The organism is Marinobacter suaedae, from assembly GCF_030519635.1.
Classification (GTDB): domain Bacteria; phylum Pseudomonadota; class Gammaproteobacteria; order Pseudomonadales; family Oleiphilaceae; genus Marinobacter; species Marinobacter suaedae.
Window position 1 is genome coordinate 1,029,000 of sequence record NZ_JAUMIS010000001.1, and the last position, 18,900, is coordinate 1,047,899.

General features: G+C 57.8%; 17 protein-coding genes and 1 pseudogene. 9 read left to right on the forward strand and 9 right to left on the reverse strand.

From position 1 onward, the window contains the following. Positions 1-32 precede the first annotated feature (32 nt). Entirely contained in the window at positions 33-950 is a 918-nt protein-coding gene (locus QVZ43_RS04770; RefSeq protein ID WP_302909063.1) for a LysR substrate-binding domain-containing protein, read from the reverse strand. 201 nt (positions 951-1,151) lie between these two features. Here QVZ43_RS04770 and QVZ43_RS04775 point away from each other — a divergent pair, with 201 nt between their 5' ends. Continuing rightward, positions 1,152-2,054, forward strand: a complete 903-nt coding sequence (locus QVZ43_RS04775; protein ID WP_302909064.1) for a DMT family transporter — start codon at positions 1,152-1,154, stop codon at positions 2,052-2,054. Positions 2,055-2,083: 29 nt separating this feature from the next. On the opposite strand, the gene QVZ43_RS04780 is transcribed toward QVZ43_RS04775, so the two are convergent. The 6 genes and pseudogenes from QVZ43_RS04780 to QVZ43_RS04805 form a co-directional block, all read right to left on the reverse strand. Then, the gene (locus QVZ43_RS04780) at positions 2,084-2,659 is read right to left on the reverse strand and encodes a nucleoside deaminase (RefSeq protein ID WP_302909065.1); all 576 of its coding nucleotides are present in this window, start codon (positions 2,657-2,659) and stop codon (positions 2,084-2,086) included. Between the two features lie 49 nt (positions 2,660-2,708). Beyond that, positions 2,709-2,969, reverse strand: coding sequence for a hypothetical protein (locus tag QVZ43_RS04785; RefSeq protein ID WP_302909066.1), 261 nt, complete (start codon positions 2,967-2,969; stop codon positions 2,709-2,711). A gap of 357 nt (positions 2,970-3,326) precedes the next feature. Next, a pseudogene (locus tag QVZ43_RS04790) lies at positions 3,327-3,491 on the reverse strand (isocitrate lyase); the annotation flags it as partial. Between the two features lie 342 nt (positions 3,492-3,833). Next, the gene (locus QVZ43_RS04795) at positions 3,834-4,340 is read right to left on the reverse strand and encodes an OsmC family protein (RefSeq protein WP_302909067.1); all 507 of its coding nucleotides are present in this window, start codon (positions 4,338-4,340) and stop codon (positions 3,834-3,836) included. Between the two features lie 382 nt (positions 4,341-4,722). Then, positions 4,723-6,315: an isocitrate lyase gene (locus QVZ43_RS04800; protein ID WP_223794678.1), complete on the reverse strand. Its 1,593-nt coding sequence runs from the start codon at positions 6,313-6,315 to the stop codon at positions 4,723-4,725. A gap of 244 nt (positions 6,316-6,559) precedes the next feature. Next, a complete protein-coding gene (locus QVZ43_RS04805; protein ID WP_302909068.1) occupies positions 6,560-8,509 on the reverse strand; it encodes a CASTOR/POLLUX-related putative ion channel in 1,950 nt (649 codons plus the stop codon). A 113-nt stretch (positions 8,510-8,622) separates the two neighbouring features. Between QVZ43_RS04805 and QVZ43_RS04810 the strand changes: the two genes are divergently transcribed. After that, positions 8,623-9,627, forward strand: a complete 1,005-nt coding sequence (locus QVZ43_RS04810; protein ID WP_302909069.1) for a ChaN family lipoprotein — start codon at positions 8,623-8,625, stop codon at positions 9,625-9,627. 8 nt (positions 9,628-9,635) lie between these two features. Here the strand turns inward: QVZ43_RS04810 and QVZ43_RS04815 are convergent, their stop codons facing one another. Then, positions 9,636-10,169 (reverse strand): macro domain-containing protein, encoded by a 534-nt coding sequence (locus QVZ43_RS04815; RefSeq protein WP_302909070.1) that lies wholly within the window; start codon positions 10,167-10,169, stop codon positions 9,636-9,638. A 55-nt stretch (positions 10,170-10,224) separates the two neighbouring features. Continuing rightward, the gene (locus QVZ43_RS04820) at positions 10,225-11,292 is read right to left on the reverse strand and encodes a beta-N-acetylglucosaminidase domain-containing protein (RefSeq protein ID WP_302909071.1); all 1,068 of its coding nucleotides are present in this window, start codon (positions 11,290-11,292) and stop codon (positions 10,225-10,227) included. 129 nt (positions 11,293-11,421) lie between these two features. Between QVZ43_RS04820 and QVZ43_RS04825 the strand changes: the two genes are divergently transcribed. The 7 genes from QVZ43_RS04825 (at position 11,422) to QVZ43_RS04855 (ending at position 18,866) form a co-directional block, all read left to right on the forward strand. Then, the gene (locus tag QVZ43_RS04825; protein WP_302909072.1) at positions 11,422-12,471 is read left to right on the forward strand and encodes an acyltransferase family protein; all 1,050 of its coding nucleotides are present in this window, start codon (positions 11,422-11,424) and stop codon (positions 12,469-12,471) included. Between the two features lie 98 nt (positions 12,472-12,569). After that, positions 12,570-13,028: an ATPase gene (locus QVZ43_RS04830; RefSeq protein WP_302909073.1), complete on the forward strand. Its 459-nt coding sequence runs from the start codon at positions 12,570-12,572 to the stop codon at positions 13,026-13,028. Between the two features lie 140 nt (positions 13,029-13,168). Next, entirely contained in the window at positions 13,169-14,245 is a 1,077-nt protein-coding gene (locus QVZ43_RS04835) for a TRAP transporter substrate-binding protein (protein WP_302909074.1), read from the forward strand. Positions 14,246-14,367: 122 nt separating this feature from the next. Continuing rightward, the gene (locus QVZ43_RS04840; protein WP_302909075.1) at positions 14,368-14,913 is read left to right on the forward strand and encodes a TRAP transporter small permease subunit; all 546 of its coding nucleotides are present in this window, start codon (positions 14,368-14,370) and stop codon (positions 14,911-14,913) included. Next, the gene (locus QVZ43_RS04845) at positions 14,910-16,205 is read left to right on the forward strand and encodes a TRAP transporter large permease (RefSeq protein WP_302909076.1); all 1,296 of its coding nucleotides are present in this window, start codon (positions 14,910-14,912) and stop codon (positions 16,203-16,205) included. The genes QVZ43_RS04840 and QVZ43_RS04845 overlap by 4 nt, the downstream gene beginning before the upstream one ends. Before the next feature lie 223 nt (positions 16,206-16,428). Further along, complete coding sequence (locus tag QVZ43_RS04850) at positions 16,429-17,742, forward strand: SAM-dependent methyltransferase (RefSeq protein WP_302909077.1); 1,314 nt, start codon at positions 16,429-16,431, stop codon at positions 17,740-17,742. Further along, positions 17,742-18,866 (forward strand): NAD(P)/FAD-dependent oxidoreductase, encoded by a 1,125-nt coding sequence (locus QVZ43_RS04855; protein WP_302909078.1) that lies wholly within the window; start codon positions 17,742-17,744, stop codon positions 18,864-18,866. The genes QVZ43_RS04850 and QVZ43_RS04855 overlap by 1 nt, the downstream gene beginning before the upstream one ends. Positions 18,867-18,900 lie beyond the last annotated feature (34 nt).

The window sequence follows — 18,900 nt, forward strand, 5'->3', positions numbered from 1 at the left end:
CGCTAATGGGACCTTCGGATCGCAGGCCACACTCACCTGGCGGTTTCTGCCTTGATCCAGGCAATGAAACTTTGAACAAGCATTGTTCGGGCGGCTCTCTCCGAGGCGATGATATCGTAGCCGATACTCGTTTCCACCACGTCCGTAAAGGGCCGAACCAGAAGACCTGCAGACACCAGGTCTCGCATAATCGGCAGGCTGCCAAGCACCACTCCCTGCCCCGCGATGGCGGCCTGGACGGCCAGGTTATAGTCGCTGAAACTGATTCCCCGGCGCGCATCAATACGTTCAACACCCAGTTGGCTGAGCCAGGACTGCCAACTGACGCAGTCCCGGGTCGCCGTCGCCCAGGTCAGGGCCGAGGTATCCCAGTGAATCAATGTGGCACGGGACAGGTCTGTTAACTGTTTCAAGCCATCCGGCCCCCTGGTCAATGACGGGCTACAAAACGCGCAGAGTGTTTCGTCAAATAGCCGATGGGCCACCATGCCCTTCTGCGGCGCCGCTCCGAAACGTATCGCCACATCAGCCACGCCCGCCTCCAGGTCCGCGAGGCGCAACGACGAGTCAATCAGCACATCCACATCGGCGTGCAGCGCCCGAAAACGTTCAAGCCGGGGCACCAGCCAGGCAGTGGCAAAAGAGGGTTCGGCCGAAATAATCAGTCGCCGGGGCTGCCTGTATCCACGAATCTGACCAACCGCATCCTCAATCTGCTGGAAGCCAGCGGCCAGAGCCTCCAGCCCTGCCCGACCTGCCGGTGTTACCTTCAGTCCACGGCCACTACGTTCCACCAGTGCAATACCCAGGTGCTCTTCCAGCTTCCGGACGAGCTGCTTCACAGCAGCCGGGGTCACATGGAGTTCCTCGGCCGCTTGAGCAAAACTCAAGTGGCGACAGGTGGTTTCAAAGGCGCGGAGCGCGTTGAGGGAGGGTAGCGGCTGACTCATTAGAAGTTAGATTAGCTAACCCCTCGGGGTAGATCAAATGAATTGCATAGACTAAAAAGATAAGCAAAATAACGCCGCTCGCGTGCTCACGCGTTAGAAAAGGTTTTCCTCTCCGGGACACCGTCCGAGCTGTCATCGTTAGCCGGCCTGCGGCCTGTGGAAGACCACCGTCTGGCTCCCCTGAATTGCGAGGCCTGTCTTATGAACGATGATCACCACACCCTACTTGCCTCCGCCATCGTCCTGTTTACCGGCGTACTCTGGGGTATCTACTGGTTACCGGTTCGAGCCCTCGGTGACATGGGGCTGACCGGTGCCTGGGGCACCGCCGCCATTACGGTGGCAACCGTTCTACTGCTGTTACCCATTGCGATTCGGCACCGTCGTCAGCTGAGGCAAACTCATCCCATCGCCCTTGTCTCCATTGCTGCGGGGGGAGCCGCCTTTGCCCTCTACTCCGTGGGCTTCATGTATGGGCGGGTCGCAATCATTATCCTGCTCTGGTTCCTGAGTCCGGTCTGGAGCACACTGATCGGCCGCTATGTAATGGGCTGGCCAACACCCCGGCTACGGATTGTTGCCATCGTGTTGGGCCTGATGGGTCTGTTGATAATGCTCGGGGCTGACGGAGGACTACCCTTACCCCAGGGTATTGGTGAGTGGATGGCGCTGATCGCCGGCATCCTGTGGTCATTCTCGACCACCGGCATTCGCGTGAAATCCAACATTGAGGCCATGCCCGCGACCTTTATCTTTGCCGTGGGTGCGGCCATAACAGCGCTGGTTCTGGCCCCGATACTGGAGCCGGTTCCAACCCTAACCAGCACCGAGGCTCCAGCTATTGCCGGGCTGGCACTGGTCACAGGGGGGCTCTGGTGGGGTCTTAATCTGGTGGCATTGATGTGGGCAACGGCCCGGCTGGAGCCGGCTCGAGTGTGCATCCTGTTGATGTCAGAGGTGCTTTTTGGTGCATTGTCCGCAGCCGTTCTGGCGGGAGAAACCCTGCATCCGGCCGAAGTGATTGGCGGCGTGATTGTGTTGATTGCCGGGCTTCTGGAAGTCCTTCCGGTTCGCCCCAAGGTTAACCACAAACCGGGCCTGTAAGCGGCCCGGTTACAGGTAACCACTCCGCACTACCGGTTTTTCAGAGCGCTCAAACCGCGCCAGTCCTCCAGATCCTGCTCCGGCTTTTCGGCGCGAAAGCGCGCGTAAAGATCGATGCCAGCCTGATCTTCCAGAATATCCACCTGAACGCCTTTTTCCCGTAGCAGCGCTTCCGTGCCAGAAGCATTCGTCACATCGCCGACCACAGCCCGATGGAATCCGCGCATATGAATGAGTGTCGCGCACACATCACAGGGGCTCAACGTACTGAATATCGTGGTGTTGCTGAAATCGATGCGTCCCGCATCCCGAATAGCAGAGGTTTCCCCATGATTGTACGGGTGCCCTTCCTGGACAAGGGTATTGTGCCCCTTACCCAGAATCTGGTTGGTATCCTTATCAACGATGACTGCGCCAATCGGGCAACCTCCTTCGTCATAACTCTTTTGCGCAAGCATCACAGCGATCCGCATGAAGTCCGCATCGGTAAGCGTTCGCGCAAAGTCACTATCCATCAACACAGGCAAACTCTTGGTCGGCATGTGGGCAATCGCCCTCAGTGCCTGTTCCGATTTCTGGGATTGCCTGCCGAGAAGGGTTTTCATAGGTCCGGGCCATCAATCATGAAGGGGTAGTATAGAAGGAGTTATCCGATCACCGCTGCCTCTTCGCCTTCATCGTGCGCTTCGCGATCAGAATGGCGTTGAGCACATAAAACGCGCTCCCTGACAGGATCAGGTGAAGAGCATACTGATCAGCCATTTCAGCATAACCACCAAATACCGGCTGAATGTCTTTAACAGGCATAAAAAACGCAAACATGCCAAAGCCCAGAAGTAGGGTCCCCAGCAGGGAAAAGAAATGAAAACTCACTGGAACGGAACGCTCTTGTGGCAATGTGTATTTTTCTTCCATGGTTACTCCAAGTTCAGTCAATAAATCAGATGAATACCCACACTAATAAGGCCCAGAGTGGTGTTTAAACAGATCGGAAGTTTTCGTTAAGCGATAAACATCTAAGCCCTACTCCCTCTCGCCTGCATGCCTACATCTTCCACAAAACGGGACATATGACGGGAGAACCAGGGCACAAAATTCGAGAGTTTTGTAGTGTTTTGCGCTCCAAGGGCCCTGTGACGTCTCACAAATTTTTACGCGCACCGGTCTCTGACGCAGCCCTCAACCTCCCAGACACAAAAAAAGCCCCATCAAACGATGGGGCTTTTCGGGGGCTTCCCGATCACTCCGGAAGCGACAACCCAGAACCGTCGATTAGCCGAACTGGTTCATGGTGTTGTCTTTACCACCAGCCTTCAGAGCCGCTTCACCAGCGAAGAACTCTTTGTGGTCGTCACCGATGTTGGAACCAGCCATGTCCCGGTGCTTAACGGTGGCGATACCCTGACGGATTTCCTTACGCTGTACGGCTGCGGCAAACAGGCCAGCCAACAGTACATGAGGCAGGATATGGGGAACGACCGACCCTTTCCAGGCCAGCATGGGCCCGAGAGCACCGGGACGATCATGACAAATAAAGCCAGGCAGCGTGAGCGGCATGTTAACACTGCTTGGAGATCTGAGGGTCAGATGATAGGTATGGCCGAAAACGACATCTGACTGGCCAAACCTATGTTAGATGGATTCAAAATGGAATGGGCCAGCGACGACAGCGACCAATCCTACACCAACGAAAATCCATTGCTAGCAATAGCGCAGCTGTTGATATCAGCGACAGGGAATGCAACCACATTTTGCCGCTGTTTATGCCAGACAACGGACTCATTCAGTCTTGAGCGAATAGGATATATCCACTGCTTGCGAAATATCCTTGCCGACAGGGGCATGAGCAATCACCCAGTCAACCAGCTCCTGAATTTCTTCCCGAGGGGCATTTTTAGCTCGAATATCAAAACTGACTCGCATTTCAGAAGACCCCGGAGATATCCCCTCATCCAGAAACATTCCACGACCGTCAGACATGGCATCAACTCTCACGGCTATCGAATCCAGATCAATCCCACATCGGGCAGCTCTCATCGCCAACAACGTAGCATCACAGCTGGCAATTGCAGCCCGCATCAACCATCCCGGCGAATTACAGGTGGCAGTACCACCGACCTCTTCGGGCATGTCGGTATAAACAAATCTGCCGTCTGGCGATTGAATACGGCACTTGAGCCCATCCTCAACCACTGCCGTGGCACAAACATCGGGCTCTGGTCCGGTTCTGGTCCTCATGTAGGTTTCGACGTTCTCAACTGCTTTTCCAATGTGCTGGGTAGTCATCGTTGTCTCACGAAGTAAGTTTTCGTTGTTTCGCACAGAGTCTGGGCAAACCCGGGAAATCCTCACTGGCGTTGCCCTCGCTATAAGCACTTCCGACGAGCAAAACTGCCTTCTCAGTATGGACCACCCCTGTCGAAGCGCCCGCCTCGAAACCACTTGTCAGGATCAAACATGAGGAAACACATTGGGGCATCGTCCTGCTGGATCATTGTTTCGTTGTGAGACCGAAACTCCAGGATTTCCAGAGTGAGCACCCGAAATTCGAAGCACAGTTGACGCCCACACTATTCTGGCCCTTACAAGCACAAAAAAAGCCCCATCAAACGATGGGGCTTTTTGGGGCCTCCGGATCACTCCGGAAGCGACAACTCAGAACCGTCGATTAGCCGAACTGGTTCATGGTGTTGTCTTTACCACCAGCCTTCAGAGCCGCTTCACCAGCGAAGAACTCTTTGTGGTCGTCACCGATGTTGGAACCAGCCATGTCCTGGTGCTTAACGGTGGCGATACCCTGACGGATTTCCTTACGCTGTACGCCTGCAACGTAGGCCAGCATGCCTTCGTCACCGAAGTAGCCCTTGGCCAGGTTGTCGGTAGACAGGGCCGCAGTGTGGTAAGTCGGCAGAGTGATCAGGTGGTGGAAGATACCCGCTTCGCGAGATCCGTCACGCTGGAAGTTCTGACACCACTCGTCGGCCAGCTGGCCCAGTTCGGTGTTGTCGTACTCTTCGCTCATCAGCTTGGCGCGGTCGTAAGCAGATACGTCCTTGCCTTCTTCCTGCCATGCGTCGAATACCTGCTGACGGAAGTTCAGGGTCCAGTTGAAGGACGGGCTGTTGTTGTACACCAGCTTGGCATCGGGCACCACTTCACGGATGCGGTTAACCATGCTGGCGATCTGGCCAACGTGAGGCTTCTCAGTCTCGATCCACAGCAGGTCAGCGCCGTTCTGCAGGCTGGCGATACAGTCCATAACAACACGGTCTTCACCAGAGCCCGGCTTGAACTGGAACAGGCCAGAAGGCAGACGCTTCGGCTTAACCAGCTTGCCGTTTTGCTTGATAACAACGTCGCCGTTGGCAATGTCGTCAGCGCTTTCAATAACGTCGCCGTCGATAAAGCTGTTGTACTGGTCGCCCAGGTCGCCCGGCTCGTTGGTTACAGCGATCTGCTTGGTCAGGCCAGCACCCAGGGAGTCGGTACGAGCAACGATAACACCGTCGTCCACACCCAGCTCCAGGAACGCCAGACGAACAGCGTTGATCTTGGCCAGGAAGTCAGCGTGAGGAACGGTTACTTTACCGTCCTGGTGGCCACACTGCTTCTCGTCAGAAACCTGGTTCTCCAGCTGGATGCAGCAGGCACCGGCTTCGATCATTTGCTTGGCCAGCAGGTAAGTCGCTTCGGCGTTACCGAAACCAGCGTCGATGTCGGCAATGATCGGCACAACGTGGGTTTCGTGGTTGTCGATCTGAGCTTCGATTTCCTTGGCCTTGGCGTCGTCACCGGCTTGCTCAGCTTCGTCCAGAGCGCGGAACAGGTGGTTCAGTTCCCAGGCGTCAGCCTGACGCAGGAAGGTGTACAGCTCTTCGATCAGGCCAGAAACGGCAGTCTTCTCGTGCATGGACTGGTCAGGCAGGGGACCGAATTCTGAACGCAGGGCGGCTACCATCCAACCGGACAGGTACAGGTAACGACGCTTGGTGCTGCCGAAATGCTTCTTGATGGAGATCAGCTTCTGCTGACCGATGAAGCCGTGCCAGCATCCCAGAGACTGGGTGTACTGGGAAGTGTCCTTGTCGTAGGCTGCCATGTCTTCGCGCATGATCTTGGCGGTGTACTTGGCGATGTCCAGACCAGTCTTGAACTTGTTCTGGGCGCGCATACGAGCGGCGTGCTTCGGGTTGATGGCGTTCCAGGTCGGGTTCTGCTGAACCAGGGAAGCGATGTGGTCTACATCTTGTGCAAACGGCATGGTTTCGATCCTTTCTAGATGATGTACCGATAAGGTCTGGAGAAGCAGATGCTGCTCCTGCCAACGGGTCGGTTTCTACGTACCCCGATGGCGATGGGGCTACTTTAGTGGTTTCATTTTTATAATTGAAATTTATATGATCTATTTCCAGCATTTTTTTGGTGAATGGCAAACCATCACCGCATAGCAGTGCTCACGGAATGAACAGGCGGAGTCATTCGAAAGGACCAAGGGTTCAAAAAGATCATTCAGTTAGGCACAGGACCACGAGTTTGTCGGCCTCCTGAAGATCCAGAAAATGCTGCCTCGGCGGATTGAGAATCAGGTGGCGGCCTTGTTCATCGGGCCGAGCCCGAAACACGCCAAGAGCGATTTCCCCACCCTCGGCCAGCATTTTCTCCAGATGGTGAAAATCGACACTGTCCGGCAACGGGTAATCGGCCGGGTCCCGGAACTGGATCTCGGCCCCTCCGGCCGTATAGAGTTCATCCAGAACAACCCTGAGCTCCCGACGCAGCGCCACCTGGGCCAGCACATGGGACAATATCACCGGGCTCACCAGCATTTCCGCGGGGCTGCCATCCAGAAGGTGTCGGTTGGCGGGATCACTGAGCTCCAAAATCACCTGAGGTCTGTGCGCCGACGCCGAAAGAACATCTTCCAGCTGCAGATAACCGACCATGGCTCTGGCGTCCGCCTCTTCCCCGGAAGGCAGGCGATCACTGCTCAGCAGAATCACAGAGTCGTATATCGATGGCTCCAACTGCCGCAGCTCCCCTTCGAGCATGTAATCGGCCTCGATATGCCGACAGATCACTGGCGGTGTCCCGCTGTATCTCCGAATAGCCAGCTCCCTTTCCTCAGCTGGAACCACCGACACACAGGTCAAATGAAAGCCAGCACACGGATAACTGGCCAGCTCTGACACCAGGCTGGGAACCCGTCGATTCCACCCGAGAACCAGGATGCGTCGGGGTTCAGAGCTTCGCTCCAGCGTCACCGCTCGGGGTTCCTGCAGCCGGACAGCCGCCATACGTTGGCGTTCTGGACTGGCCTCGGTGTCCGCATAGTCCCGGGCCATCAGGATGACACGGTCGTCAGTGTCGACGCGGGTATCCGAGGATGCTACAAGCTGAACATGCCATTCGTGGTGGTTATGCTTGAGTACACCAAGCACAATGGCGCTTGGCCTGGCGGCAGCAATCTCAGCCAGAGTAAGGCCGGCCATCGACTCGCCCCCTCGAACGAATATTTCGTTACCGCTTCCAGCGGTCAGGAGCTCGTTGTAGACCTCGGAAAGGCCCGGGTGAAGAAGGTTCTGAGCCATCAAACGGCTGATGGTGGCATCACCGGCAACCACTTCCGCAGCACCCGGGTAGGCCCGCTCAATCACAGCCCGTTTGCGGATATCCTGGATTTCCGCCACCACGAAGGGCAAGGGGGAGCGGGACTGGCGTGCCAACGCTGCTATCGACAATAACGCCTTGACCGTTTCAACGTCAGAAGTCACCAGATGGCTGACAGAATCATTGGGCGCGCTGGGCAGAATCACCACCGACGCATCCAGACAGGCCACCCGGTTCAGGGCCTCGGGCTGGATCGCTGTGCCCGAGCGCAGGATCACCCTACGCACACGGCGACCGATGCCCGGCTGGTTTCGAAGTTCGATCAACTGATCTGCCGAAGCTTCTTCCGACAGCACCACAAGATTAAGCCGCTGGGTTTCGTGTTTTTCGAGAAAACGCTTCATGCGACCGGAGGAGGCCAGCAACTCGGACACCAGCGGCAGGCTCTGGCGGCTCATTCCCAGAACCACCAGATGGTTCTTCAGTGTCACCGGTGTCAGGCCACGTTCCAGATCGGCCATCTTGGCGATCAACCAGCGGGTGAGAATGGCCACCAGGGTGCCCATAAACACCACATAGCCGCTGATGGTCAGCAGAGTCGAAACAACCCGCTGCCAATTGCCGACGTCATCGCCCAGATAACCCGGGTCGGTGAGACGAAGGAACGCCCACCAGATGGCCGAGCCTACGCTATCGAACGCCCCTCCAACAGGCAGGACCAGCAAGCCGCCCACCAGCGATATCAGGGCGATAAACAGGGCGACCACCATTAGTTGAAAGCCAGCGCCTTTGACCAGTTGGCGTTCTATTACAAACTTGAGTCGATCAAGAATCCTCAACGGCTGCATCGCTGCCCCTTTCCAGCAAACTGAATGACATCAGCTTATCCGATACCCGGATGATTTCACGAAACTTTTTCTTGCCAAAGTCTCATTTTGACGGGTTGCCGTATACTGCCTGTATGAAAACATCCTTCTCCGCCCTGTTTCTGATCGCTCACCTGCTCGGCACACTTGGCTGCTCAACCATGAAAACCTCTTCAAACCCGGCTCTCCCGCACGACACGCTCTACGATGCCAGTGTGTTCGATGCGTCTACCGCAACTGCGCTGTCGATCGAACAACTGGCGCAGCAACTGAAAGACACCGACGTCGTCGTGGTTGGCGAGTACCACGGCCACCAGGGAGCCCACCTGCTGCAATCCCGCCTGCAGGTGGCGTTGCACAGCCAGCGGCCGGAACAGGTGTTGACCATGGAGCAGTTCAACCTGGATCACCAGGCCGATGTCGATCGTTACCTGAGGGGGGGAACCGGCGAAACAGAGATGATCGAAGATACCGATGCCTGGCCAAACTACCGGGCGTCCTATCGCCCGCTGGTTGAGTTCGCACGTCAACACAGCATCCCGGTTGTCGCGGCCAACGCGCCAGCCGATGTGGTTCGCTGCGTGGGCAGGAGAGGCGCCGACTATCTGCAAACCCTGTCCTCAGAGGCCCGCATGCAACTACCGGAGACACCTTTCGCCGACACGGAGGGCTACCGTGAGAAATTCCTGGAGGCGATAGGCCACAGCCACGGGGAGTCCTCTGGCGAGATGAGTGCCCGCATGCAGAACACCTATCGCGCGCAGCTCCTTCGCGACAACACCATGGCCATGCAAATCCGTCAGGCCCGGGAGCAACACCCCGGGCATCAGGTACTGCATGTCACCGGCACGTTTCACAGTGAGGACCGCCTTGGCACCGTCGGCCTGCTCGAAGCCATGGCTCCGGATGTGTCAGTCGCCGTTATTTCGCCGGTGTTCCGTGCTGAAAATGGAACGGAGCCAGATATGAAGGAACACGGCAGGAAAGGCGACTACCTGTATCTCATCCACCCCCTGCCGCCGGAGTTCCGTGATTCGGAGCGGGAAAAAAAGGCCATGCGGGCACGATTCAACCGCAGTGCTGATACCGAGTGCGATTGATTCGGAATCTAGCCGGCAGGCACCAGTCCCGCCTGGGAAAACGCGTGTCGAAAGGTGCGGTAATCACCTGATCTGAACAGTACCAGCCGAACCTGTTTGACGCTCTTCAGGCGGGGAAGCGTATCAGCGATGGCCTGCGCCGTGACCTCGGCGGCCTCCCGCAGCGGATAACCAAACACGCCGGTGGAAATGGCCGGGAAAGCCACCGAGGACAGGCTGTTCTGCTCCGCCAGCATCAGCGCCTCCCGGTAGCAGGAGGCCAATAATTGGTCCGATGGCTCATCCACACCATACACAGGCCCCAGGCAATGGATGACGTGACGGTTGGGCAGTGCATGGGCCGAACTGATCACCGCCTGCCCACACCGGATCGGCGCCAGTGGGCGGCACTCCTGCGCCAGTCCCGGTCCGGCAGCGGAGTGAATCGCACCCGCCACCCCGGCACCGGGCATGAGCTGGGCATTCGCCGCATTCACGATGGCATCCATGTCCGGCTGATCCGCAATATTCCCTTGCACACATTCGACAGTCACCTGACTCATGGCAACGCCTCCTCGGTGCTTGAAATCACCGGCAAACCAACGCCGTTTGATGTGATTACTGGGTCTGGACCATTTCGTCGGTAACCTGGTAATCACCGTTCAGCCAACGCACCACCTCTCTGGCCGCCGGATGCTCGAATCCCTCGTAGCGGGTCTTCAGCGATCGCTTTTTCTCATCGCTGATTCGACCCAGGCCAGCATCCTGCAGCACCAGCAAGTCGGCGTGAATCTGATCTGCCAGCTCCAGGCCCAGCACTTCCCGTGCTGCGTGGCGGAAGGAATGCACGTACTGGTAGTCGGGCCCCAGACGATAGGATTCCGCCAGGGTGATGGCCGGTATCTGGCTCAGTGTGGGCTGCAAGGCCGGATTGATGCCGTGGCCATGAAGGTAGGCCGCGTTGGCCGCCGGCCGGCCGGTAAAACCACGCAGGTGCAGATGACGGGACATCCGATCGCCATCGTTGACCGGGTAGTTGTCCCACAGCACCGGCTTGCGCCCGAGCAGGTCACCCACCTTGCGAAGATGGCCCGGCGTAATCTCCCGGGAACAGACTTCTTCGCCGGTCCAGAACACATCGATGTCATGGTCCAACAGGCGGCCGAAGTTATGAAGGTAATCCGAAGGCCGGTCCCCGAATACCCGGTCCAGTACCGGGTCGTCCGAGTAATAGCTGGGGCACACGCTGAGGCGCTGAACCGACACCTGGTCCCGCACCCAGTGAACAATATCCGCCTGGGTCTGGGCCAGGTCTGGCGTGTCAGCGCGCATGTCGTCGAACAAAATGGCGAGTTCTTCGATACCGATGTGCTCCAGCCAGATCAGTTTCTGGGCCAGTGCCTCCCGGGCAGCATCGTCGAAGTGATTGAAGATCTCATAGGGGCTCAACCCAACGCCAAAGCGGACGCCCTGTTCCCGACAGGTCCGGGCAAAATGTTTCAGCTCCGCCCGGGCTTCTGGCGGATGGGGTTCCTGCCAGCGCCGGCGCAGGAACGGATCCGCCTTGGGAGCGTACAGATAAAACCCATAGCCATGGGGTGCCAGGGCCTGTACCAGATGGCGCCGATCCTTCCAACTCCAGAGCGGCCCGTAGAACCCCTCGATCACGCCCAGTGTGATACTCATGGCTACACCTCCTTGTATGAATTGGCGTGGAAACCGGGCCACGCCGACAGCTGCGGACAATAACATCGGCCAAGGTTAGGGCCTGTCACCAAAGCCGGCTATTATAGCCACAGGCCCCGGGAATTATTTATGACCGCATTCACTCAACGACTTGCCAGCCTTGATGCCCTGCGGGGGCTGGCCGCACTGGCGGTGGTGCTGTTTCACTACCTGCCCTATTACCACACGCTCTACGGCCATTCCTTCAATTTATCAGACAACAGCGAATGGCTGCTAAGCTTTGGCCGTTACGGGGTCCACGTGTTTTTCATTATCAGTGGCTTCGTTATTTTCATGACCCTTGAAAAGACCAGCCACGCTCGCTGGTTTGGCCTGGCACGCGCGTTTCGACTGTTACCGGCCCTGTGGGCTGGCATTGCACTCACCTACCTGTCGGTCCAGTGGCTGGGTCCTGAAGATCGGGCCGTCAGCTTTGGCACCGCACTGCTGAACACCACCCTGATGCACGAATACCTGGGGGCCGAACATGTAGATGGCGCCTACTGGAGCCTGGTGATCGAGGTAACCTTCTACGGCTGGATGGCACTGTTGTTCTTCGGCCTGCGCAGCTGGCATCAACTCAGAACCCTGCTGACGCTCTGGGTCGCCATCAGCTACGCTGGCGTAATCTGGTGGAAACAGATTCCCGAGCCACTGGAACTCCTGATCAAAGACCTGCTGTTCGTCAAATACGCTCCGCTGTTTGTCACCGGCATGCTGATCTACCGCCGCTACCGTCACGGTTCGGGCAGCCATTGGGACACGCTCCTGCTGTTGATGAGTATCGGCCATGGGCTGGTTGCCTACAAATCGCCCTATAACATCTTTGTCCTGCTCTGCCTCGGGCTGTTTACCCTGGCCGTATTCGGGTGGGCCAACTGGCTGGCCAACCGTCCGCTGCTCTGGCTGGGCAGTCTCTCCTACAGCCTCTATCTGCTGCACCAGAACATCGGCTATGGCGTTATGGACCTGAGCTACGCGTCCGGACTGCCCGGCTGGCTGGGGGTGGTGCTGGCGTTGACCACGGCCCTTACGCTGGCAGCACTGGTGCACTACACCATTGAAAAACCCGCCCTTTCAGCTTTCCGCCGCTGGCGACGCCGAAGCGAGAAGCCGACGGCATCCGTCCTGACGGAATGACGTGCCTCAAACGCAGTCGTTCCGATTGTTGTCTAGACTGTCTGTCATCGCCAATGGTCACCCCGTTGCCCGGACAACACCCGCTGTAGGAGCCCACCATGGAAATAAAAACCTATGAGGAGCTGATTGACTGGACGCGCCAGCTGCATGCCCACCTGGCAAGAAGCCTTCAGGCATCGGCCGAGAAAGCCACGGATGAACGAGCCCGCGCCCTGCTGGATTACATCAGCACCCATGAAGCCAAGCTGGAACAGGCAGTGGCTGAATTCGAGAAACAGGCCGACCCCAAGGCCATGCATACCCGGCTGTACGATTACGCGAATCACAAGCCCATTGAATCCCACCGGACCATTGATACCCACTACGCCGAGCTGGGCTTCTCCGACATCGAACGGGAAGTCTTTGATTTTCATGACCAGGTTATGGAACTGTATGACACCTTGATCGGCAAGGCAGAAATCCCCGAGGCCAAAGCCCTGCTGGAAGACCTCAAGGCCCTGGAAGAGCACGAGGCCATGCGCCTTGCCCGCCAGATCGGTAGCGCTGATGACCTGTAGCCGCCTAAGACCAAGGTCGTAAACCGCCCTCTTTTGATTCAGTTTTCCTACTACAATTGCTAACTTGAAGGCCCGACAAGCGCTGGCTCTTTCCCAACGGAATGGGCTTATAAATAAAACGAGAAGAGGTAAGAAGAGCAATGAAGATTCGTTCTGTTCTTTCCGCGGCCGTGCTGGCCGTGAGCACTGTGTTCGCGTCCACGCAGGCCCTCGCACAGGAAAAATTCACTCTGCGTCTGGCAGAAACCTGGGGCCCGAACTTCCCGATTTTCGGCGAAGCCACCAAGAACATGGCCGAGATGGCCGAAAAGATGTCCGATGGCCGCTTGCGCATCCGCATCGATTCCTCCAACAAGCACAAGGCTCCGTTCGGCGTCTTCGACATGGTCAAGGCCGGTCAGTACGACATGGGCCACTCGGCGTCCTACTACTGGAAAGGCAAGGTGCCCAACACCCTGTTCTTTACTAGCATGCCATTCGGCATGACCGCACAGGAGCAGTACGCCTGGTTCTACTACGGCGATGGCATGGAGCTGATGCAGGAAGTGTATGAGCCCCATAACCTGATGTCCTTCCCGGGTGGTAACACCGGCATCCAGATGGGCGGCTGGTTCCGCAAGGAAATCAACTCCGTTGACGACCTGCAGGGCCTGAAAATGCGTATTCCGGGCTTTGCCGGCGAAGTCTTCGCCGAAGTGGGCGTCAGCCCCACCAACATCGCCCCGGGCGAGCTGTACACCGCGCTCGAGCGTAACACCATCGACGCCGTTGAATGGGTAGGTCCGGCTCTGGACCTGCGTCTGGGCTTCCAGCAAATCGCCGACTACTACTACACAGGCTGGCACGAGCCTGCCACCGAACTGCAATTCCTGGTGAACAAGAAGACCTGGGAAAAGCTGCCGGCTGACCTGCAGGAGATCCTGCGTATCTCCATGCGTACCGCCGCCTACGACATGCTGATCCAATCCCAGCATGAAAATGCCAAGGCCTGGGCCACCATCAAAGAAGAGCATCCGGAGCTGCAGGTCAAGCAGTTCCCGGAAGAGGTGTTTGAAGCCATGTACAAGGCTAACCAGAAGCTTCTGAAAGAAGCGGCTGAAGGTGACGAACTGGCTTCCCGGATTGTTGCCTCCCAGGAGGAATATTTGGAGAAGTCCCGCGCTTACACGGATATTTCCGAGCGCGCATACCTCAACACCATGGCTGAAGTCGAGTAAGATTAAGGCCATCAAGGAGCCGGGATCGCTCGCCGAGTGATCCCGGTTTTGTTGTTTATGGGGAGTCGATCGACGACGACCAGATAGCAAAACGCACCAAACCGCGAGGCGGAGGGTTTTTGATGCGGTGGATAATTAAACTCGACGAAGGCCTCGGCCGTTTATCCACATTCTGTGGGTGGATTGCCTGTATTGCCATGATCCTGATGACGGCCAACGTGTTTTACGATGTGGTCGCCCGATACCTGTTTAACTCGGTTTCCATCGGAATGCAGGAAATGGAGTGGCACCTGTATTCGGTTGTCTTCCTGTTGGGTATCCCCTACGCCCTGCGGGCCGACGGCCATGTTCGGGTGGACGTGTTCTACGCCAGATGGGGTAACAAGGCCAAGGCCTGGGTCAACCTGATCGGCGCCGTCATTTTTGTGCTGCCCTTTGCTTACCTGATCGGCACCTACGGTTACGAGTTCGCCCTGGACTCCTACAAGATGGGCGAAAGCAGTGGCGACCCCGGTGGCCTGCCGCATCGCTTCATCATCAAAGCGGTTATTCCTTTTTCTGCCTTTTTCATCGCCACCGCCGGCCTGGGCATGATCACCCTCGCTCTGCGGGTTATGTCCGGTGAGAAAAGCTACGAAGTCGAGCACAGCGCAGGAGGCCTGGCATGATCGGAATCATCATGTTCGGCGTGGCCCTGGTCATGCTGATGCTGGGCTTCCCGGTAGCCTTTACCTTTGGCGGCGTGGCCCTGTTCTTTGGTGTCTTCGCCGAGGGCATGGATCTGTTTGCCTTCATGCCCTTCCGCATCATGAGCGTCATGCAGAACACCGTACTGATGGCCGTGCCCCTGTTCATTTTCATGGGCGTGGTGCTGCAGCGTACCCGACTGGCTGAACAGCTGCTGACCTCCATGGGCCGGTTATTTGGCGGGCTCCCCGGTGGCCTGGCCATCTCCACCATCCTGGTAGGAGCCCTGCTGGCGGCATCCACCGGTGTGGTCGGCGCCAGTGTCGTCGCCATGGGCCTGATTTCCCTGCCGGTAATGCTGGCTCACAAATACGACAAGCGCCTGAGCACAGGCACCATCTGCGCCTCCGGCACTCTGGGGCAAATCGTGCCGCCATCCATCATCCTGATCATTCTGGGGGATGTGCTGGGCCTGCCCGTGGGCGACCTGTTCAAGGCGGCCGTCTGGCCCGGCGTGGTGCTGATCGGCCTGTACATCATCTACATCCTGATCCTTACCCGGCTCAAGCCGGAAACCGCGCCGGCCATGCCCGAAGACCCCACCCGCTCCCGCAAGCAGGAAATCGTCTCTGCCCTGCTGGCGATCATTCCGCCTCTGGCACTGATCATTGTGGTGCTGGGTTCCATCTTCAGCGGCATCGCCACGCCGACCGAGTCTTCGGCCCTGGGCGGCGTTGGTGCGATCATCCTGGCGATCATCTACCGCCAGTTTTCGTTCAAGATGGTGTGGGACAGTGCCAAGGATACGGTGAAGGTCACAGCGATGGTGTTCGCCATCCTGATCGGGGCGACGGCTTTCTCCATGGTGTTCAGCTACACCGGTGGTGACTACATCCTGGAAGACTGGCTGCACGCGCTGCCGGGCGAGCAGTGGGGCTTCATCATCCTGGCCATGCTGGTCATCCTGGTGCTGGGTTTCTTCATCGACTTCGTGGAGATTTCCTTCATCATCGTGCCAATCCTGGCACCGGTGGCCGAAGCCATGGGCATCAACATGCTGTGGTTCGCCATCCTGATTGCCATGAACCTGCAAACCAGCTTCCTGACCCCACCCTTCGGGTTCTCGCTGTTCTACCTGAAAGGGGTGGCCCCACCGGAAGTACGAACGGTGGACATCTACCGGGGCATTATTCCGTTTATTGCCATACAGATACTGGTCCTGGCACTGATCGTGATCTTCCCTGAATGGTTCGGGATGAGTTCGACCTACTGACGCCAACCGGAACCGGGCTCCTGGAGCCCGGTTTTTTTTGGCCTTGAGCACCCTGCCCTTGCACTACCGGCATTCCTTTCTGGCCTCTTCCAACCTGACAAAACTGGACCTTTTTCTATACTTAACTTAGACATGGCGATTCTCAGACCCGTAGTCGGGACAAGCCCTTACGCAGTGTCCTCCGCCAGCACGGCGTTGAGATCAGGAAGGGAGAAATGGATTTATGACCGAGAATACCGCTCAGAAAACCGAGCAGACGAGATCGACAGGCAAGACCCACGTGCTGACCCTGCCCACCGAGGCGAGCAACGCTGATCGCCAGCCCCATACGTACGAACGCTGGCTGGTTGCCAAGCTCATGCGTATGGCGGGCTCGCCGCCCATCCGCTTCCGGCTGTGGAATGGCGATGTGATCGAGCCCGAGAAGGCCGAGGCCCAGTTCGTCATCCATTTAAAAGATCCCAAAGCCCTCTACTCCCTGGTGGCCAATCCCAACCTGGCATTTGGCGACCTGTACAGCGCAGGCCGACTGGACGTGGAAGGCGATTTGCCCGAATTAATGGAAGCCCTGTACCGTTCGGTACACCGGGCCAAACAACAGTGGCCACGCTGGCTGGATGCCGTGTGGCGCAACCACAACCCGCGCTCCACCGGCATCAGTGAAGCCAAGGAAAACATTCATCACCACTACGACCTGGGCAACGAGTTTTACCGCCTTTGGCTGGACCAGGCCGCCATGCAGTACACCTGCGCCTACTACGAGAAACCGGACCTGACACTGGAACAGGCTCAGCTGGCCAAGCTGGAACATGTATGCCGGAAACTGCGCCTGAAACCCGGCATGACCGTCGTGGAGGCCGGTTGCGGCTGGGGTGGTCTGGCTCGTTACATGGCCCGCCACTATGGCGTGAAGGTGTACTCCTATAACATCTCCAGGGCGCAACTGGCTTATGCCCGCGAGGAATCGCGCCGGCAGGGACTGGATCATCTGGTGACCTACGTCGAGGACGATTACCGGAACATTGCGGGCGAATACGATGCCTTCGTCTCCATCGGCATGCTGGAACACGTTGGTAAGGACAACTTTCCCGCCCTGGCCGAGCTGATCAAACGCAGCCTGAAGCCGGGGGGGCTGGCACTGCTGCACAGCATCGGCCGAAACCGCCCCATGCTGATGAACGCCTGGATCGAGAAACGCATCTTTCCCGGCGCCTACCCGCCGAGCATCGGCGAGTTCATGTCCATTTGCGAACACTCGGATTTCTCCGTACTGGATGTGGAGAACCTTCGGTTGCATTACGCCCAGACGCTTAGGCACTGGATGGAACGCTTTACCGAGAATCAGGCCCGGGTCACTGACATGTACGACGCCCATTTCACCCGGGCCTGGCAGATGTACCTGGCCGGCTCCATCGCCGCCTTCCGGGCGGGTTCCCTGCAATTGTTTCAGGTGGTGTTTACCCACGGTGACAACAATCAGCTGCCGCAAAACCGGTGTGACATTTACAGCTCGCCTGCCGCGCCGGAGGATGTCTGATGGAGTACTACGACCTGATCATCGTGGGTGCGGGCCCCGCGGGCTCCACCCTTGCCCATCGGTTGAAAAACACCGGCAAGCGGGTGCTGATCATCGACAAACAGACTTTTCCCCGGGACAAGACCTGTGCCGGCTGGGTCACCCCGGCGGTCTTTGAATCCCTGGACATCGACCTGAACGATTACCGGAAGGGCCGGACCCTGCAGCCTATCCAACGATTCCGCATTGGCATGATGGGGCAACCGGCGGTGGAAAATGACCACCACAAAGTGGTCAGCTACGGCATCCGGCGGTGTGAATTCGATGCGTACCTGCTCGACCGGGTGGCGGCTCCGAAAGCACTTGGCACACCGGTCAAATCGATTGAACGCCAGTCTGGCAATTGGGTGATCAACAACTCCTGGGAAGCGCCCCTGCTGATTGGTGCCGGCGGTCATTTCTGCCCGGTCGCCCGTTTGCTGGGTGAGGGCCCCGGCAGCCATGAGACCATCGTCGCCGCCAAAGAAGTCGAGTTCGAAATGACCCACGAGCAGGCCGAGAAGTGCCAGGCCCGGGGCGACACGCCGGAACTCTGGTTTTGTAAAGACCTCAAGGGCTACGCCTGGGTATTCCGTAAGGGCAACTACCTGAACATCGGACTGGGCCGGGAGGATAACCAGAAGCTGACCGACCACCTGGAAAGTTTTGTTGAAGAAATGAAAGCCTCCGGACGCATACCGAACGACCTCCCCGGCCGCTTTAAAGGCCACGCCTACCTTCTGTACGCCCACGCCGAACGCCCGCTGGTGGACGACGGCATTATGCTGATTGGTGATTCCGCCGGACTGGCCTACACCCAGAGCGGTGAGGGCATCCGCCCTGCCATTGAGTCCGCCATGATGGCCGCTGACGTCATACGCGATGCCTCGGACTACTCGGCGGCGTCCCTGCAGGTTTACGGCGACGCCATCGCCGAGCGGTTTGGCACCCGGGCCACCGACATGGAACCTGTCTGGCAAGTACCGGACTGGGTCAAAATGCCCCTGGCCAGCGCGCTGATGCGCTCACACTGGTTCACTCGCAAGGTGGTAACGGAGAAATGGTTCCTGCACCAGGAAACACCGCCGCTGAAACGGGCAGTGTGATCTCCTCCCGCAATCAACGTAAAAAAAGGCGGCC

What these genes read in the sequence shown, in the direction of transcription:
- QVZ43_RS04770 (WP_302909063.1), bottom strand. Translation starts at nt 950, where the DNA reads ATGAGTCAGCCGCTACCCTCCCTCAACGCGCTCCGCGCCTTTGAAACC.
- QVZ43_RS04775 (WP_302909064.1), top strand. Translation starts at nt 1,152, where the DNA reads ATGAACGATGATCACCACACCCTACTTGCCTCCGCCATCGTCCTGTTT.
- QVZ43_RS04780 (WP_302909065.1), bottom strand. Translation starts at nt 2,659, where the DNA reads ATGAAAACCCTTCTCGGCAGGCAATCCCAGAAATCGGAACAGGCACTG.
- QVZ43_RS04785 (WP_302909066.1), bottom strand. Translation starts at nt 2,969, where the DNA reads ATGGAAGAAAAATACACATTGCCACAAGAGCGTTCCGTTCCAGTGAGT.
- QVZ43_RS04795 (WP_302909067.1), bottom strand. Translation starts at nt 4,340, where the DNA reads ATGACTACCCAGCACATTGGAAAAGCAGTTGAGAACGTCGAAACCTAC.
- QVZ43_RS04800 (WP_223794678.1), bottom strand. Translation starts at nt 6,315, where the DNA reads ATGCCGTTTGCACAAGATGTAGACCACATCGCTTCCCTGGTTCAGCAG.
- QVZ43_RS04805 (WP_302909068.1), bottom strand. Translation starts at nt 8,509, where the DNA reads ATGCAGCCGTTGAGGATTCTTGATCGACTCAAGTTTGTAATAGAACGC.
- QVZ43_RS04810 (WP_302909069.1), top strand. Translation starts at nt 8,623, where the DNA reads ATGAAAACATCCTTCTCCGCCCTGTTTCTGATCGCTCACCTGCTCGGC.
- QVZ43_RS04815 (WP_302909070.1), bottom strand. Translation starts at nt 10,169, where the DNA reads ATGAGTCAGGTGACTGTCGAATGTGTGCAAGGGAATATTGCGGATCAG.
- QVZ43_RS04820 (WP_302909071.1), bottom strand. Translation starts at nt 11,292, where the DNA reads ATGAGTATCACACTGGGCGTGATCGAGGGGTTCTACGGGCCGCTCTGG.
- QVZ43_RS04825 (WP_302909072.1), top strand. Translation starts at nt 11,422, where the DNA reads ATGACCGCATTCACTCAACGACTTGCCAGCCTTGATGCCCTGCGGGGG.
- QVZ43_RS04830 (WP_302909073.1), top strand. Translation starts at nt 12,570, where the DNA reads ATGGAAATAAAAACCTATGAGGAGCTGATTGACTGGACGCGCCAGCTG.
- QVZ43_RS04835 (WP_302909074.1), top strand. Translation starts at nt 13,169, where the DNA reads ATGAAGATTCGTTCTGTTCTTTCCGCGGCCGTGCTGGCCGTGAGCACT.
- QVZ43_RS04840 (WP_302909075.1), top strand. Translation starts at nt 14,368, where the DNA reads ATGCGGTGGATAATTAAACTCGACGAAGGCCTCGGCCGTTTATCCACA.
- QVZ43_RS04845 (WP_302909076.1), top strand. Translation starts at nt 14,910, where the DNA reads ATGATCGGAATCATCATGTTCGGCGTGGCCCTGGTCATGCTGATGCTG.
- QVZ43_RS04850 (WP_302909077.1), top strand. Translation starts at nt 16,429, where the DNA reads ATGACCGAGAATACCGCTCAGAAAACCGAGCAGACGAGATCGACAGGC.
- QVZ43_RS04855 (WP_302909078.1), top strand. Translation starts at nt 17,742, where the DNA reads ATGGAGTACTACGACCTGATCATCGTGGGTGCGGGCCCCGCGGGCTCC.